Annotated in this window: 13 protein-coding genes; 2 read left to right on the top strand and 11 right to left on the bottom strand. The window is 41.0% G+C overall.

The window, feature by feature from the left end; genetic code table 11:
• Positions 1-101 precede the first annotated feature (101 nt).
• The 4 genes from PSF09_RS09990 to PSF09_RS09975 form a co-directional block, all read right to left on the bottom strand.
• Complete coding sequence (locus PSF09_RS09990) at positions 102-749, bottom strand: 3-keto-L-gulonate-6-phosphate decarboxylase UlaD (protein ID WP_272665910.1); 648 nt, start codon at positions 747-749, stop codon at positions 102-104.
• Positions 746-1,576: a Cof-type HAD-IIB family hydrolase gene (locus tag PSF09_RS09985; RefSeq protein ID WP_210840090.1), complete on the bottom strand. Its 831-nt coding sequence runs from the start codon at positions 1,574-1,576 to the stop codon at positions 746-748. The genes PSF09_RS09990 and PSF09_RS09985 overlap by 4 nt, the downstream gene beginning before the upstream one ends.
• 50 nt (positions 1,577-1,626) lie before the next feature.
• Positions 1,627-2,094, bottom strand: coding sequence for a PTS sugar transporter subunit IIA (locus tag PSF09_RS09980; RefSeq protein ID WP_272666002.1), 468 nt, complete (start codon positions 2,092-2,094; stop codon positions 1,627-1,629).
• A gap of 72 nt (positions 2,095-2,166) precedes the next feature.
• Positions 2,167-3,921 (bottom strand): PTS ascorbate-specific subunit IIBC, encoded by a 1,755-nt coding sequence (locus PSF09_RS09975; RefSeq protein WP_272665909.1) that lies wholly within the window; start codon positions 3,919-3,921, stop codon positions 2,167-2,169.
• Positions 3,922-4,323: 402 nt separating this feature from the next.
• Between PSF09_RS09975 and ulaR the strand changes: the two genes are divergently transcribed.
• Positions 4,324-5,079 carry an HTH-type transcriptional regulator UlaR gene (gene ulaR / locus PSF09_RS09970; protein WP_272665908.1) on the top strand — a complete coding sequence of 252 codons (756 nt, stop codon included), beginning with the start codon at positions 4,324-4,326 and terminating at the stop codon, positions 5,077-5,079.
• 115 nt (positions 5,080-5,194) lie between these two features.
• Positions 5,195-6,262, top strand: coding sequence for an L-ascorbate 6-phosphate lactonase (ulaG, locus tag PSF09_RS09965; RefSeq protein WP_210840087.1), 1,068 nt, complete (start codon positions 5,195-5,197; stop codon positions 6,260-6,262).
• A gap of 112 nt (positions 6,263-6,374) precedes the next feature.
• On the opposite strand, the gene fbpC is transcribed toward ulaG, so the two are convergent.
• The 7 genes from fbpC to PSF09_RS09930 form a co-directional block, all read right to left on the bottom strand.
• Positions 6,375-7,424: a ferric ABC transporter ATP-binding protein gene (gene fbpC, locus PSF09_RS09960; protein ID WP_272665907.1), complete on the bottom strand. Its 1,050-nt coding sequence runs from the start codon at positions 7,422-7,424 to the stop codon at positions 6,375-6,377.
• A gap of 16 nt (positions 7,425-7,440) precedes the next feature.
• The gene (locus PSF09_RS09955) at positions 7,441-9,519 is read right to left on the bottom strand and encodes an ABC transporter permease (protein ID WP_210840082.1); all 2,079 of its coding nucleotides are present in this window, start codon (positions 9,517-9,519) and stop codon (positions 7,441-7,443) included.
• Positions 9,520-9,722: 203 nt separating this feature from the next.
• Positions 9,723-10,754, bottom strand: coding sequence for an ABC transporter substrate-binding protein (locus tag PSF09_RS09950; RefSeq protein WP_004912741.1), 1,032 nt, complete (start codon positions 10,752-10,754; stop codon positions 9,723-9,725).
• Positions 10,755-10,768: 14 nt separating this feature from the next.
• Positions 10,769-12,094 carry an MFS transporter family glucose-6-phosphate receptor UhpC gene (uhpC, locus tag PSF09_RS09945; RefSeq protein ID WP_210840081.1) on the bottom strand — a complete coding sequence of 442 codons (1,326 nt, stop codon included), beginning with the start codon at positions 12,092-12,094 and terminating at the stop codon, positions 10,769-10,771.
• Between the two features lie 106 nt (positions 12,095-12,200).
• Positions 12,201-13,727, bottom strand: a complete 1,527-nt coding sequence (locus PSF09_RS09940) for an MASE1 domain-containing sensor histidine kinase (RefSeq protein ID WP_272683838.1) — start codon at positions 13,725-13,727, stop codon at positions 12,201-12,203.
• Between the two features lie 7 nt (positions 13,728-13,734).
• Positions 13,735-14,361 carry a response regulator transcription factor gene (locus PSF09_RS09935; RefSeq protein WP_210840079.1) on the bottom strand — a complete coding sequence of 209 codons (627 nt, stop codon included), beginning with the start codon at positions 14,359-14,361 and terminating at the stop codon, positions 13,735-13,737.
• A 218-nt stretch (positions 14,362-14,579) separates the two neighbouring features.
• Complete coding sequence (locus PSF09_RS09930) at positions 14,580-15,614, bottom strand: methyltransferase (RefSeq protein ID WP_272665905.1); 1,035 nt, start codon at positions 15,612-15,614, stop codon at positions 14,580-14,582.
• Positions 15,615-16,738: the final 1,124 nt, after the last annotated feature.

The raw sequence follows: 16,738 nt of genomic DNA, 5'->3' as shown, positions 1-16,738 counted from the left end.
TAATGAGTTACTGGTTTTAAACGTTGTAGAGTGAATAAAATCAAAAGCCCTAAAATATTCTGTTGATTTTAGGGCTTAACTAGAAACATATTTAGCGTAGTTTAGGCCCAAAAACGGTCGATTTGCTCACGTAATGCTTCTGCCGTTTTTTTACCTTTTTCGCCCACTAATGCACGGCCAGCAATAAAGGCTTTGGCCTTGATACCGTTAAATAAATGGATATCCTCCGGCACGATACCGCCAGTAATGGACAACTCTAGCCCTAAATCAGACAATTTGCGCATTTTTTCGATATCTTCACTAGTCCAGCCAATACCGGCGAGTTCTGCATCGCGGGAACGATGGTAAATCGCTTGCGAAATACCAAGTTCGACCCAATTTTTGGCATCTTCAAAAGTCCAATTACCATAAATTTCAATTTGGATCTCACGATTAAACTCATCGGCAACTTTTTTACAGGCAGCCATAGTGGCAATATGCGCCGCGGCTGAGACTGTGATCCAATCTGCTCCTGCTTCAAATGCCATTCTTGATAAAATGGCGCCACCATCCGTCGTTTTCATATCACAAACAATAATATGGTTTGGATATTTCTGACGGAGTGTCGAAACGGCTTTCATGCCTTCTGCGAAAGCTAAAATGGTACCCACTTCGATAATGTCGACAAAAGTGTGTACATTGTCAGCCACTTCGAGTGCGGCAGGTAAGTTGGTTTGGTCTAAAGCAATTTGGATCAAAGGCTTTGTCATTGTGATTGTCCTAAAATATTTTCATGGATTAGACGTGCAAGGCCATCACCGTTATTATCTGTAGCACAGACGGAATTCGCATGTGATTTCACTGTGTCATCAGCATTTTTCATTGCAACTCCTAGACCCGCTAGCTCAATCATGGAGATATCGTTGTGGTTATCACCAACAGCAATAACTTGTTTTGAGTCATAACCCTGAGAGTGAAGATATTCCGCTAAACGCGTTCCTTTGTTATTGCCTTTTGCGGCAAAGTCGAAACGGTTTGACCATGACTTTTCGGCATTAAAAGTTTGTTTAATCCAAGGGGAATTTAAGAAACGTTCTAACGTAGACGGTTCACCTTCGACGACGAACTTCCAAATATAGTCAGCCTGCTGGACTTGTTCTTCAAATGAATCAATGCGATAAATTTTCGGCGGATGGCTCATGGTTGGGTCGTTAGCCCACTGTTCCATTGCACTCATGTAATCGATAGGGTCGATTTTTGAATACACCATGGCATCGGTGATATACATCACCATTTTCAGTTTATCGTTCTGCGCTAATTCGATGAATGTCAGTGCATTTTCTTTGGTAAGGGCATTGTGCGTGATGACTTTTTCATTTTGGTAATCATAGATATAAGTACCATTGCAACAAATAATCGGCGTAGTTAGCCCGAGTTCATCATAGTAAGGACGCGCAGCGGTATGGTGGCGGCCAGTGACTATCATGACGTGGCATTGTTTTGCTGCTTGTTTAATGGCTTGTTTGACTGCAGGGTGGATTGTATGTTCTTGAGTTAAAACCGTTCCATCCAAATCAAGCGCTAATACTTTATACATAGTTGATTACCTCTATCGCTAATTAATGATTCTCTTTTATTATCATTAAATTAGCATAATGCTTGATCAATAACCTGATAAACATCATCAATCGTGCGGCAACGGCGTAGTTTTTCAAGATCGACACCTGTTTCACTGTTTTCATCATCGAGAACGCGGGTCACTTCCATCAAGCCTTCCATATGTTCATCGGATGAACTGCCTGCTAAGGTGATCAGTACATCAACGGGTTCATCTTCACCCTCAAAAACAATCGGTTTTTCCAGTGTGACTAAAGCAAAGGCAGTTTTCAGCACACCATCTTCAGGTCTCGCATGGGGAAGTGCTAAGCTAGGTGCGATACAAATATAAGGGCCGAGCTTTTCGACGCTGCTGATGATTGCTTCATGGTAGCTGGGTTTTATCGCACCTGAAGCGATGAGCAAGTCTGTACCTATCTTAATGGCATCACGCCAGTTATCAGCGGATGCTTGTAGCTGTATCGAATTATTGTCGATTAATGATTGTTTAAATCCCATCATTGCCTTCCTATTTTTCAACGTTAGGGGAGTCGATACCGTTATGAGCGATATTGACTCCTACGACTTAGGCTATTTATTACCTATAAAATTGGTATGTATGATATCGAGTAGTTCATCACCGAATGAGTTGGGGTTGAGCATATTTTGTACGCCAAGAATGAATTTACCATCACCGGGATCCATTTCTGAGCTTAAATGTTTAGATGAAACAATAATATCTGTAGCGATTAATTTTGATTTATAGTCAGATACGGCGCAGGAATCCATGATGTGCGGGATACCTTTTTTCTCAAGATACTGGCCAATTTTCATCTTCATCATCATGGAAGAGCCTTGTCCATTGCCGCAAACCGCTAAGATACGTACAGGTTTAGCACCACTATGTTCAATAGATGCCGCTTCGGCTTCTTCAATGGTTTCTATTTCTCTTTCAATTGGGCTTTGTGCATCTTCTTCAGCGCGTAGTTTCTTCGCCGCAAAATACATATAGATAAGGGAGAGAGCGACAATAACAAAGAAGAACATTTTGGAGAAAGAAAGGCCTTGCATAATCACTGGGAAGGCGAGCGCCCAGTCGGCCATACCCATCCAACCACTAAAGTCAGTACCTTGGTTATTAATTAAGCTGATTGCCCAAGCGGAACCTAATACTTCAATGATACCCATCACGAAACACACTTTCATGACGGCTTTCCAACCCCCAAAATGGTTGGCAAAAATACCGATAGTGGCGTTCGAGAAGAACATAGGGATAAAGCCAGGAATGATCATAATTGGTGAGTTAAACGCCAACATACCCAACACAGCCACAAATTGGCCTATTGCCCCCCACATAAAACCAAATACCATGGCATTAGGTGAGAATGCATAGATAGCTGCACAATCAATGGCGAGCACGGCGTTAGGAATGACACGTTCGGAGATCCCTTTAAAGGCCTCAGAAAGCTCTGCAACAAACATGCGCACACCCGTTACAATAATTTGGATAGCGACGGCAAATTTTAAACCAGTTTCAATAATATAAATGGTCCAGTGAGTGGTACCTGCCATGGTTTGTAGGTTGGGAATGCCAAAAGAAATCAAAATAACGCCAAAGAATAAGGTCATCACAATGGCAGTAGCGGAAATGCTGTCGTGAAAAATATGCAGCCATTTGGGCAGTTTTAAATTATCTACACTGTCTTTTTTATCGCCCAGTTTAGGAGCAACTTTGGTTGCTATCCATGAGGCAAACTGCTGCTGGTGCCCAATCGAAAAACCGGCACCACCAGTGACTTCTTGCGTTGGTTTAAACATAATATTGGAAGAAATTCCCCAATATAGCGCCATTAAAACTGCGGAATACAAAATAGTTTCCCACATGCTTGATCCGAGAACAAAATAGAAAACAGCGATCAAGCCTGCTTGTTGAAACATAATATGCCCTGTCAGCATAATGGTACGAATACCCGTGACGCGGCGGAAAAGGACTAAAAGAATATTAATTGCGAGAGCTAATAACACGGTATAGCCCACCCAAGAATAGTTATCACCCATGGTTTCCATTGTCGCCATCATTGATGTATATGGGTCAATGACGGACCCTGTAAGTCCATGGTATTCAGACATTTTTTCGATGACGGGTTTAAAACTGGACACTAAGGTACTGGCACCCACGCCAACTAGCATAAAACCAACAATCGTTTTGATTGTCCCTTTGAGGATTGTCGTGCCATCGCGCTTTAATAGCCAATAACCAATAAATGTGACTAAGCCTAATAATAGAGGTGCTTTTGTCATTACTTGGCTGTAAAAAATATAGAAAGCGTCGTATAAAAAATCCATATTTTTACCTCTAATCAAATTGTATTTGTAATTTATCTGGGTCAGAGATTAATCATATTGATCGTATCTGGTGTTATTGCGATATAATCATTTAAAGCGATTAATCAGTCTCGCAAAAATCAAATGTGATCATATGTAATCACGAATTGCTCTTTTTTGATTGTTCTCATTTGTGCGTTTTTTTACCAGTAAAAAAATAAATAAATGGCGACCTGATCACGTAAAATTTAAAATATACATATGTATCAATCACTTGTTTTTATTTATATTAAATGTTGTTTTTTTGCATTCGCAAAGGTTGACAATAGTAAACGAGATAAATAGAATCAAAACCAATCACTAATAATCATTTTGAGTCACAAGGTGTCATCAGGATGATTATTAATTAATAAGGCGATGATTATGAATGAAGTGCAAAGACACAATGAAATATTGTCGTTATTGGAAACACATCGAGTGATCAATGTTTCTCATATTACCGAACAGTTTAGTGTGTCTCCTGCAACAGCTCGTCGTGATATTTCAAAGTTAGATGAGCAAGGTAAATTGCGAAAAGTCCGTAATGGCGCTGAACGTATTGAAAATAAAAAGCGTAAGTGGACACCGTTAAACATCAACAGTACTGATCACTATGAAGAAAAATCGGAAATCGCAATTAAAGCGGCTGCACTTTGTCTTCCTGGGGAAAGCGCAGTCATTAACTGTGGTTCCACCGCGTTTATGTTAGGGCAGCAATTGTGCGGGAAAAACGTGCAAATTGTGACTAATTATTTTCCATTAGCGAGCTATTTGATAGACCAAGACCATGATGACGTCATTTTAATCGGCGGGCAGTATAACAAAGCACAAAACATTTTTTTGAATCCGGCTTTGAACACGTTAATGGGTTATGCAGGTAACTGGATGTTTACTTCAGGTAAAGGGTTAACGGAGGCCGGCTTATATAAAGCTGACATGCTAACTGCGGTAGCAGAGCAGCAAATGCTTGACCAAATTGATAAATTAGTCGTTGTTGTAGACAGTTCCAAAGTGGGTCATCGAACCGGAATGTTATTCTGTCCAGCTAATAAGATAGATGTTCTTATCACTGGAAGAAATGCTAACTCTGAGGTTATCAAAGCGATTGCTGCACAGGGCACGCGAGTGATACTGGTTTAATTCCACCGTATACCTAATTTTTAAAACTTAAACTAATTCTGCCGCCATGCCTTAATTTCTCGATTAAGGCATCAGGCTCCCTACATCTAAAATTCTGGAAAAAGGTATTATTACTATGAGCAAAGTAAATGAAATCACACGTGAATCTTGGATTTTAAGTACGTTTCCTGAGTGGGGAACGTGGCTAAATGAAGAAATTGAAAAAACGGTTATTGAACCTAATACCTTTTCAATGTGGTGGCTAGGATGCACAGGAATTTGGTTAAAAAGTGAAGGGAATACCAATGTTTGTATCGATTTTTGGTGTGGAACAGGGAAAAAAACACAGAAAAACCCATTGATGAATAAGCAACATCAAATGATGCGTATGGGAGGGGTGGAAGCGCTACAACCAAACTTACGAACCGCGATTTTCCCTTTAGACCCGTTTGCCATTAAAGAAGTTGATGCGATTTTAGCGTCTCATGACCATGCTGACCATATTGATGTCAATGTGGCCGCGGCGGTAATGCAAAATTGCGGCGACCACGTTAAATTTATAGGTCCTCAAGCCTGTGTGGATTTATGGATTAAGTGGGGCGTACCAGTAGAGCGCTGTGTAGTCGCCAAAGTTGGCGATGTACTGGAGGTAGGAGATATGAAAATCCGTGTGTTAGATTCATTTGACCGCACAGCATTGGTGACATTGCCACAGGGCGTTTCTTCCACGGATAAGCAAATTTTAGATGGCATGGATTCTCGTGCAGTAAACTACCTGATAGAAACAACTGGCGGCTCTATTTATCATTCCGGTGATTCACATTATTCAAACTATTATGCGGCGCATGGTAATCGTTACAATATTGATGTCGCACTGCTTTCTTTTGGTGAAAACCCACGTGGTGTGACCGATAAAATGACTTCATCGGATATTTTGCGTGCAGCAGAGTCATTAGATTGTGAGCGGGTTATTCCATTCCATCATGATATTTGGGCAAACTTCCAAAATGACCCGCGTGAAATAGAAGTGTTGTGGAATATGAAAAAAGAGCGCCTGCAATATAAATTTGCCCCGTTCTTCTGGCAAGTGGGTGGGAAATATACTTATCCAACAGATAAAGACCGCATGCATTATCAACATTTCCGTGGCTTTAGTGATATTTTCAAAAATGAGCCTGAATTACCATATAAAGCATTTTTATAATTAATTGGTTTGTTAAGAAAAGCAGAAGGGGAAACGCTTCTGTTTTTTTATTTGAACTTAATAACGAAAAAACCGCCACTATGAAGTGACGGTTTAGATTATTGATCAGAAATTATTCTTTTTCGTTTAAGATAAACATGCCGTATGGGTGGATCTGCAAATAAAGGTTTTCCCCAACAGCGGGTTGCAACTGCGTCGCATTAATTTGCAGCAACATTGATTGACCATGCCAATCAACAGTGACTTCGTATTGAGGCCCCATATAGGCAACGTGAGTAACCGTGCAGCATTGGCTATCTTCGCCTTGCAAACTCAGTGTGATGGCTTCAGGGCGAACCCCCACAGTCACCGTAGTTTTATCAGTAACAAACTGCTCTGGACGCGGTAAACGATAATTGAAAATATCGACGGAATCAGCACTGAGTGTTGCAGGGAAAATATTTGCATCCCCCATAAAGCTCGCCATAAATTTTGACGCTGGCTGGCGGTAAAGCTCTTGCGGCGAACCTAACTGCATGATTTTCCCTTTATTCATCACTAGAACCATGTCTGAAACCGCAAAGGCCTCGCTTTGGTCGTGGGTGACATATAAAGAGGTGATATTGAACTGTTGCTGTAACTCACGAATTTTTTCACGCATGCTACGACGCAAATTTGCATCTAAGTTACTTAATGGTTCATCGAATAATAGGACTTTGGGTTTAAGGATCAATGCACGCGCCAAGGCTACACGTTGTTGCTGACCTCCAGAGATTTGGTCAACAAAACGGTCAGCAAAGCCAGCCAAATCCACTAACTCTAATGCTTCTTCAACCCGTTTTTTGATCTCAGCTTTGGGTAATCCTAACATTTTTAAGCCATAGCCGACGTTGTCCCCCAAGGACATATGCGGGAATAGGGCGTAGGATTGGAATACCATACAGATATCGCGTTGCTGAATGGAACGGTCTGTCACATCTTCGCCATCAATAAACATACGGCCTTCAGTGGGTTTTTCTAACCCCGCCACTAGGCGTAATACGGTAGTTTTACCACAACCAGATGGGCCGAGTAGGGTCACCATGCTACCTTGCGGAATTGAAAGACTTAAATCATCGATGACGGTGTTGTTGCCAAAGCGTTTAGTCACATTTTTTAGTTCAACAAAATGATGTTGTGTCATGTCAGTTACTCCATGATTACTGTGCATTTTTGGCTTTGGAACGTGAAACACGGGCTTCGCCAATCAAATAGTCAAATAAGAAAATAATTGCCAACATTACGACAATCAGGATTGAGCCATAGGCAATGGCAACGCCATATTCACCGTCTTCTACACGGTTTAAAATATAGGCTGTTGCGACGCGAGTATCAGGAGTAACTAAGAATACAATCGCACTGACAGTCGTGATCGCACGGACAAAGCTATAAATCAGCGCCGATAAAATGGCTGGGCGCAACAAGGGTAGCAGAATAAAGAAGATGGTACGCATTGAACCTGCCCGTAAGCTGAGAGAGGCTTCATCCAATGATTTATCAATTTGGCCTAAGCCTGCAATACCTGCGCGGATCCCGACAGGAACATTACGCATAGTCATTGAAATAATAACAATGGCAGCTGTCCCTGTTAAATAAAACGGTGAGTCGTTAAAGGCTAAAATGTATGACACACCCGCAACAGTTCCTGGCACCGCAAAGCACAGCATCGTGGTAAATTCGATAGTCTTTTTACCGCGGAACTCTTGGCGAACCACAATATAGGCAATAAGTAAGCCAAGAATCGCGGTGATGGGAGCGGCAATACCAGCGTACAGAAGCGTATCCAACAATGACGGCCACGCACCATCGCTCATACCTTGACCGAATAATTTAATAAAGTTATCGAAGGTTAAAGTGTAATCAACACCCCAGTTAACAGTGAAGCTACCGTAGAAAATACTGCCGTATAACAAGACGTTAAATGCAACCCAAATCGCTAAGAAAGTGGTTACGATAGTAATTAATGACGTTGGTAACGGTTGAACATCACCACGGTAAGATTTTCCTGATACGGTGACATAGGAGCGTTTACCTATCCACATATACTGAACACAGAAGACTAATAGTGAGAACACTAATAGTGATGCACCCAAGGTACTGGCGGCTTGATAATCCAGTTGTGAACCAGTGATATAAAAGTAAATTTGCGTTGCGAGTACGTCGAAGTTACCGCCTAAAACCAATGGGTTACTAAAGTCAGCGAGCGATTGTACGATGACGATTAAAAATGCGTTCGCCAAAGCAGGTTTCAGTAATGGCATAAAAACATTAAAGAAAGTTTGGTAACGGTTGGCACGTAAAGTATAAGACGCTTCTTCTAAAGATGGGTGAATGGTTTTAATCGCACCGTCTAAAATCATGAATGACATTGGAGTGAATGCCAGTACTTGCGCTAACCAAATACCCGTAAAACCATATAGCCAGTTGGTATTTTCCAGACCCATATAGGTCGCAAGGAATTCAGTAATATAGCCCGAACGCCCCATCATCAAGGTGACCCCTAGGCCAACCACAAATGGCGGAGTGACGATAGGCAAAATAGAAAAAACACGGCCAATGATGGCAGAGCGCTTAGCAATACGCGTCGTATAAATGGCTAAAATTAAGCCAAAGAAAGTACAGCCAGCCCCTACCGCTAACGATAAAAATACTGAGTTAATAATAACTTGGACAATGTGAGATTGCGTCAGAATTGCCACAAAGGCGAATGGTGCAAAGTCCCCATTCCCATCAGTAAACATCGGAATGAAAATAGCGACACTCGGGAACACAATAAACAGGGTTATCAAAGCAACAACGGTGATCAGCGAGCCAATAACGAATTGGTCTCCACCGAGCCACTCAAGGCGGGTTAACGCCAGTGTCATCACCATACCCAAGGCGATAAATAGTACAATAGTTGAGTAACCTAACCCTTTTCCTTCAAAATAAGAGGTTAAGATCACCACGGCTGCGGTGACAACTGCTACGCCAATATCGAAATAATGCCGTGTTTTATGATAACGATCCGCTGGTGTTAACGGGCGAATAAATAAAATGGACGGTAATAAATACCAAAGCCAGCTAATGTTTAGTCCACTCCAACCGTAAGCTGCTATGATTTCGTCTTGTGTTGAGTCAAGTACGCCATAGTCTAAGCTCCAAGAAGGCAGCAACGCGAAACCTAGCCAAGCAATCAACAGCCAAAAAAATATGCTATCTTTTTTGGTTGGGGTCGATAAGGTTAGGGTTTGAGACATAGTTCCCCCTAAGCTCGTCATATTTTGCGTTGTCACGGTGTTGGCTTCACTTCGTTACCCTAGTCACATACTTACTGTATGCGCCTAGGGATAACGTTATGCGCGGCTGGCGACAACTCAAATTATTCAGAGCTTAATTAAATTTAATTTTTATTTTAGTTTAGTAAGAGCTCAGTGCGGTGGATGACCACCGCACGAGATAGCTATTTGCTCATTTTGACTTCTGTTACCCATTTATTGATAAGGTTCTTACGGACATCAGCATCACCGTATTTGTCCATATCATAATTAATTAGGTTTAACTCATTGAGTTTTAATGAAATAGGAGAGGACTCTGCCGTTGTATTGGTTAAGATTTGGTAAGATTTACCTTCTTTCCAACTTAACTCTTGGGCTTCTTTCGATAAGACGAAATCAACAAACAGTTTCGCGTTATCCATATTGCGTGCATTTTTTAGGATACTGATCCCGCCAATTTCATAGCCAGTACCTTCGCATGGTGCGATAAGCTCTAATGGCGCGCCATTTTCCACTTCTAATGAATAATCATGTAAGAAACCAATACCAATGGCGGACTCACCGCGGGCGGCGTTACGTGCTGGGGCAATACCTGACTTAGTATATTGAGAGATATTTGAGTTTAATTTTTTCAGGTAATCAAAGGCTTGCTCATTACCCCATAATTGGTCGAAAGTGGCTAATGCGGTATAAGCAGTTCCTGAACTTTGTGGGTCTGCAATTTGAATCTCACCTTTATATTCAGGTTTAGTTAAATCTTTCCAGCAAGTAGGGATAGGTAAACCTTTCTCTTTTAGACGGTCTTTGTTAACGCCAAACCCTAAAATACCGATGTAAACAGCAGAAGAATAATTGCCTTTACGCTTTGCGGGATCTTGGAACTGCGGCATGATCTCAGCCAGATTTGGCGATTTGTATGGTTCAAGCAAATCCATTTCCCCTGCTTGTGAGTGGGGGTCTAATGTACCGCCGTACCACACGTCAGCTTGTGGGTTACGTTTTTCAGCTTCGATTTTGGCTAACGTACTGCCAGAACCATTACGCACAAAGGTGGTTTTGACATCATATTTCTTAGCAAAAGCCTGCGTTTCCGTTTCACACATGGCGTTAGTGGCGCTACAGTAAACAACTAAACGGCCCGCAGCATTTGCAGTGGTAGTAATCGCTGCGAGGGATAAGCCAGCAGCAACAAGCGTAGAGAGAGTTTTCAGTTTCATTGTCAGTCCTTTATTCAGGTTTTATTATCAGAGGGTGAAACAGTGCCTGCTAAATGCTCTCGTTTGCTGACATTGGCAATCAATAGAGGCATTAGCAGTAATCCCATCAAAGCCGCAGCACTCGCTAGTAAAGAAAACATTCCTGACCAACCATAGTGTGCAATGACTTGAGAGAGTGGCCATCCCGCAATTGCAGCGCCTAAATAGGCATACAATCCAAGATAGCCAGTTACCGCTCCAGCTGCTTTTTTATGACAATATTCTGTTGCAGCTAGACCGATTAACATTTGTGGACCAAAAACAAAAAATCCAATCGCAAAGAAACATGCAGCCAATAAAGCATAGTGATGAATTGGCGTTAACCATAAGGCACTTACTGAGACACAAAGACCCAATGAAAACAGCAGGATCATGGGCGCTCGTTGGCCACGAAACAGAATATCAGAGCCCCAACCAGAGCAGAGTGCACCTAATAATCCGCCCAGCTCAAATAACGATAATGTTGCATTCGCACTGAGTAAATTGGTGCCATGTTTTTCTGTTAACCATAAATTTCCCCAATCGTTTATCGCCATGCGGATCAGATAAACCAAAATATAGGAGAAGCCCAGTAACCAAATCATACGGTTAAAAATGATGGCATCTTTTAATATTACTAGCATTGGCATTGGCGGTGATAAGCGTTCTTGGCGCATTTCCAAGACATCGTGTCGCCACAGCCCAACACTTGGTAGTTGCTCTTCTTGCGGTGTGCCGCGTAATTGGCGACACAACCATAGCCCAATGATGACACCAATGATCCCGGGAACAATTAAGGCCATTTGCCAACTGTATTGGGTTGCTAATAATGCCGTCAGCAAGGGAAGCAACATTCCCCCTAGATTGATGGAGATATTCCACAGTCCCCACCAAAACCCGCGTTCATTGCGTGAATACCAGTTCGTTAGAATGCGTGCACAAGGTGGCCAGCCCCAACCTTGAAAAAAGCCGTTTAGTGTCCAGACAATTAATAACGCTGGAAATGATAAGCAGTAGGCAAAAATAATATTCAGTAGCCCTGTCATCACTAAACCGGCACCCATAAACCAACGGTATCCTGTGATATCGTGGAAGATCCCCGATAAAAACTTAGAAATACCGTAGGTTAAATAAAAGGCAGTCGCTATCCAGCCAATGTCGCTTTTATCGAGAAACAGCTCGTTTTGCATCACAGGCATCACGAAATTAAAACTCTTTCGCGTAAGGTAAAAAGTGGCATAACCAATAATCATTGATAGCATTAAGCGGCGACGCCAAAAACGATACGTGTTATCCAGACTCAACGTGTCTTTACCTGTCATAGGGCGGTTTCTCTTGTTAGGCAAAATGTAATCAAATTTTTAACAAAAAGGATGAGAGAAGGTATTAGAGGGCTAGGAATTATTCCTAGTTTTACGATGTTTTATCTCAAAATGTGGGCAAGTTAACACTTATTTGTGTACCGTTTAGGGTTGTTAGTGTCCAGTCACCGCCTAAGGCTCTCACTCGCTCTTCAATACCGCGCAAACCAAAGCCACTCGTGCGTTTGCTAAATGGAATACCGACACCATTATCATTAACAATAAGCTGGATCGAGTCACCTATTTGCTCAAGTGAAATGTGGATTTGTGTGGCTTTTGCATGTTTACTGATATTGTTAAGTAGCTCTTGAACGAGGCGATAAAGCGTAAACAACACCGTTTCATTGATCGGCGTTGTTTGTAAGCCATAATGAAAGTGGCACTGAATATTATTCTGTGGAAAAGAAAATTCAGCAATTAAGTGTGTTAGTGCATTTTCAAGAGACATTTCATCTAACACAGGAGGGCGCAATTGGCGCAATAATTGCCGCGTAGATTGATGAATTTGCTGCGCTAATTCATTTATTTGACTGGCTGCTTGGTGGCTGATGTCATCTGTCGCTGTTTTTTTCACTAGCATCGACTGAATTTGAATAGCAGTAATATTTTGCCCAATTTCATCATGCAGCTCACGGGCAATCGCTTTTTTGATATCTTCTTCGGTGTGCACGAGCTGCAACATTAAGTCGCGCCGTGTTTTTAGTTCTTCTTCTAAGCGCTGGCGATAACGTTGTAGATTACTTGCCAGCTGTTTTTGTCGGCTAATTGCTATCCCAAGGCCAATACCAATTAAGGCTTGAGTGCTGAGAAACATTTCTAATTCTTCTAAATCAGCAAATGCACCGTGGAATTGCCGCGCAAAAGTAATGATTAAACTACCTAATAATGCAGAAAGTACGCCACCTTGCCAGCCATAACGATATGCCATAAAAACGTTAGGAATAAACACCAGTAAGACAATTAACCGTTCAATTTCGGGAGCAAAAAATACTTGGGCGCTGAGCCCAACGACACAAAATAGAAAACACCAAACAATCAAAGAGGTTCGTAATTGTTTATCTGGCGTCCCATAATCAAGTAGCATTTGGTAGTGTTGTTCGTGTAGATATTCATAAATAAGGTAAACAAAAGGAGAAAGTAGTATCCCTCCGGTGAATGTTGTTAGGAATAATTGGCTAATAGAATAAGATGATAACCCACTGAATAATAAAGCATGCAATACACTATTTGCCGCAACGCCTGCGAGTAATAATAACAACCGCTGCCAATATAACGTATAACGCCACCAGATATTTTGAATAACAAAAGCCACACCGAGACTTAATAACGGTGATAACAGTAAAATAGGTTGGAAGAGAAGTTGCTCTGATGATAACCAAAAATTTAATATCCCTTCGCTAAGCAGTAGTGTTGGCCAGTAGCGTCTCCAAAGGATAATCATCAATGCTAGGCGTAAGCCTTGTGGCAGAAATAAAGTTGCCTGAAAACTGTTTTGACTTAAATAAAAGCCGATAATCCACAAGCCAATCCATAACAAGGAATAGGTAAAAAATAAGAAGATGGATTGCAGCGTTAACCGTAAGCTTTTATTCATGCCTGAATTACCGTGAAATTAGGTTATGTTCTAACGCGTAGTGAACAAGGTCGATGGTATTTTCGCATTGCAATTTGCCTAGTATATTTGCGCGGTGAACATGCACGGTTTTATGGCTTAATTCAAGTTGCTCTGCGATCACTTTTACACTCAAGCCAGCAACTAATAAATCAAATACTTCCCGTTCCCGAGGTGTCAATTCATGTAGACTTTGCTGTTGCTTAGGAGAGTGGCGTAGTGCTCGCATAGCATCGGCACATAAATAGCAGCCGCCTTGGTGGACAGAGCGAACCGCTTGCACTAACTCTTCAGGGCCACAGCGTTTAGTTAAATACGCACTGGCTCCCGCATCTAAAGCGCTTTGCACAAAGGCAGGGGTATCATAAATGCTCAATATAATGGTGCGAAAATCAGGCTTTTTTTGACGCAACCGTGATAAAAGTTGTAAACCGTTTTCATCTGGCATTGAAATATCCATGATGGCGACATCAATATCTAAATTGAGTAAATTCGGCCATGCTTCTTGGGCATTTGCATATTGCCCAACAACTGAAATATCGGGTTCCAGTGTTAAAAGTTGTGCGAAACCAGAACGCACAACCACGTGGTCATCAACTAAAGCGATTTTTATCATATTTTTTATCAATTTGATGAGTAGGGTATTGGGAAATCTTATATCAAGACGAGAAGAGATAAGCTACTAACATAATTTAGAATTAGGATATTCATCAGAAAAGCAGGAGGAAGTCATGAAAATATGCCAATAGCCACAATACAGCTAAATACTGATAAGGTAATAAAACGAATGCTTGATGTTCTATTACCTGATGGTTATACAGCGTTTGCTTACATTTAAATAGGTAGCACTTCAATGAGCTTAACATGGGTACCTGTGCTAATAATTTGATTAAGCTTCAACCCAGCTTGGGAAAAAAGAGCCTCAAATTCTGCTTTGGTATGCTCACCGCCTTCAGAGGACAATTGAATGCAAATTAAATCGAGCTCTTTACCAAAGTCAGGGGTGTTATCATCGGCAACAATACAATCAACTAAGAGTAGCTTAGCGGTTTCTTTCATCGCACGGCGAATGGTGGTTAAAATTTCAACAACTTGTTCATCCGGCCAATCATGACTGATGTATTTTAATAAAAAGATATCGGCATCTGGGCATTTTTCAAAGAATGAACCGGGGTAAAGAGTCCAACGTGAACTATCGTTTAATGCATGTAGGACATGATTTTCTAACACATGCTCTCTGTCGAATAGAATGCCGTTTACGGTTGGGTTTTGTTGGAGAACTTCAAGAAGTAAACTACCAAAGCCACCTGCAATATCTGCAACAGTGGCATTTTCAGGGAAATTATAATGCTTAACGACATAATGGTTTTCCAAAGCAGACATGGAGGACATTCCATTATGAAAGTTATCAGCTAAATCAGCATTTTTTTCCCAATACTCGAAAAAATTACAGCCAAACAAGTTCTCAAATACAGGTTGTTTTAACGCAAGCTCACCTAACTGATAAAGTGGCATCCAGAAGGTTTGGTCGGTGAGCATTAAGACCGCTTGACGCAATGAATATGGGTGGTTTGCCATCAGGAAGCGGGCTTCTAAATTTAATGCAAACCGTGAATTACCCACAGATTCAAATATGCGGTGGCTCGCGAGTAGGCGTAGTATTTGATTAAGCGTGCGTTCTCGTCCCCCGATTTCTTGTGCCAACTGTTTCGCTGTTTTGGGCCCACTCTCCAAATGCTCAGCCAGATTGAGCTGTACTGCAGCACGTAATGCGGCTTGGTAAGAAAAACCAATGGCTTGTTGTAACACATATTGGCTAGCACTGAGTTCACATGATTTATTGTCTATTATCATCGTTCTATGTTCCATGGAATCCCCTACGATAAATTAATGGAAAAATGAATTCATTTCTTTGGTTTAAGTATTATCTGGTTTTGAAAAATAACAACCTATTCCCTTTAAATAAATTGCTGATTATTTTTAATTTAATTTATTGATTTTCATTAATAATAATGGTTTTGGTTAGTTGTGTGCTATTTTTCGGATGCTAATAAGTTATAAATATATTTAATGTTCTTTGACTGGAATTAACAAATTTGATTATACGTCACCCAAAAATGCGTATGTCTAAAATTGGCGACAGACGCCACTTTAGAGTGTCGTCAAAAGGAGACATTTATCTTATTGATAAATATAGATTTATAAATTTGATGTTAAGGGTGTCTTAAATTAGCGACAATATGGAGAAAGAGATAAGCCGTTTTAGTGTATCCAGAATCAATGAATAGACAGTAAAAAATAAATAATATTATTTTTCAATTAGTTAAAGAGTGACTTGAAAAGTTGGCACGGCATGTGCATAATAATACTCAGTTGCTCATTCAACTTCTTATGTAGGTCCAAAATTAGTTGGGTACATACCACATAAACCAAGAATGACGCCAAAGTAAGGTGCCTACCGTCCAACAGCACAGATATTCGCCTACGGGCCTTATCAAACACAGGGCGACACGTGGAGTGAGGCACCACCTATATAATTATCTTTAATGTAAAGACATAATTATATAAAAGCAGTAACCATCAGAGTCGTTGTTATCGCTGGCGGGGTAAAGGTAAGTCCTTTATCCCGCCTTCCTATTTTATGCCCACCATAATGCCCGTCATACTTCGTGCGTTCAGCCACTCTAGTCACATACTTTTGTATGCTACTAGAGATATCTTCACTTGGCGCCTAGCTGCAATTCGAATTATTTAGGACATAGCTAAGTGTTTTATTTTTAAAGAAAAAACTAAAGAAAAGCCGAAAGAATTCATTTAGTAAGACCTATCGATTCTTTTATGCTTTCGTTTATGCGAAAAAGGAACATCCGGAGTGATGAATATACCTATCTGAAAATTATCATTTTTTACCAATTAACTTGGCACGTTCATTGCTTTTTGATTGTTACACTTAGTCTGATTTTAACGCTATGGGACACATAATTTGGATTGTG

This window comes from Providencia sp. PROV141, from assembly GCF_028481645.1.
Taxonomy (GTDB): Bacteria; Pseudomonadota; Gammaproteobacteria; order Enterobacterales; family Enterobacteriaceae; genus Providencia; species Providencia rettgeri.
Note: the sequence above shows the minus strand (reverse complement) of the source record. Positions and strands in the feature narration are given on the sequence as shown.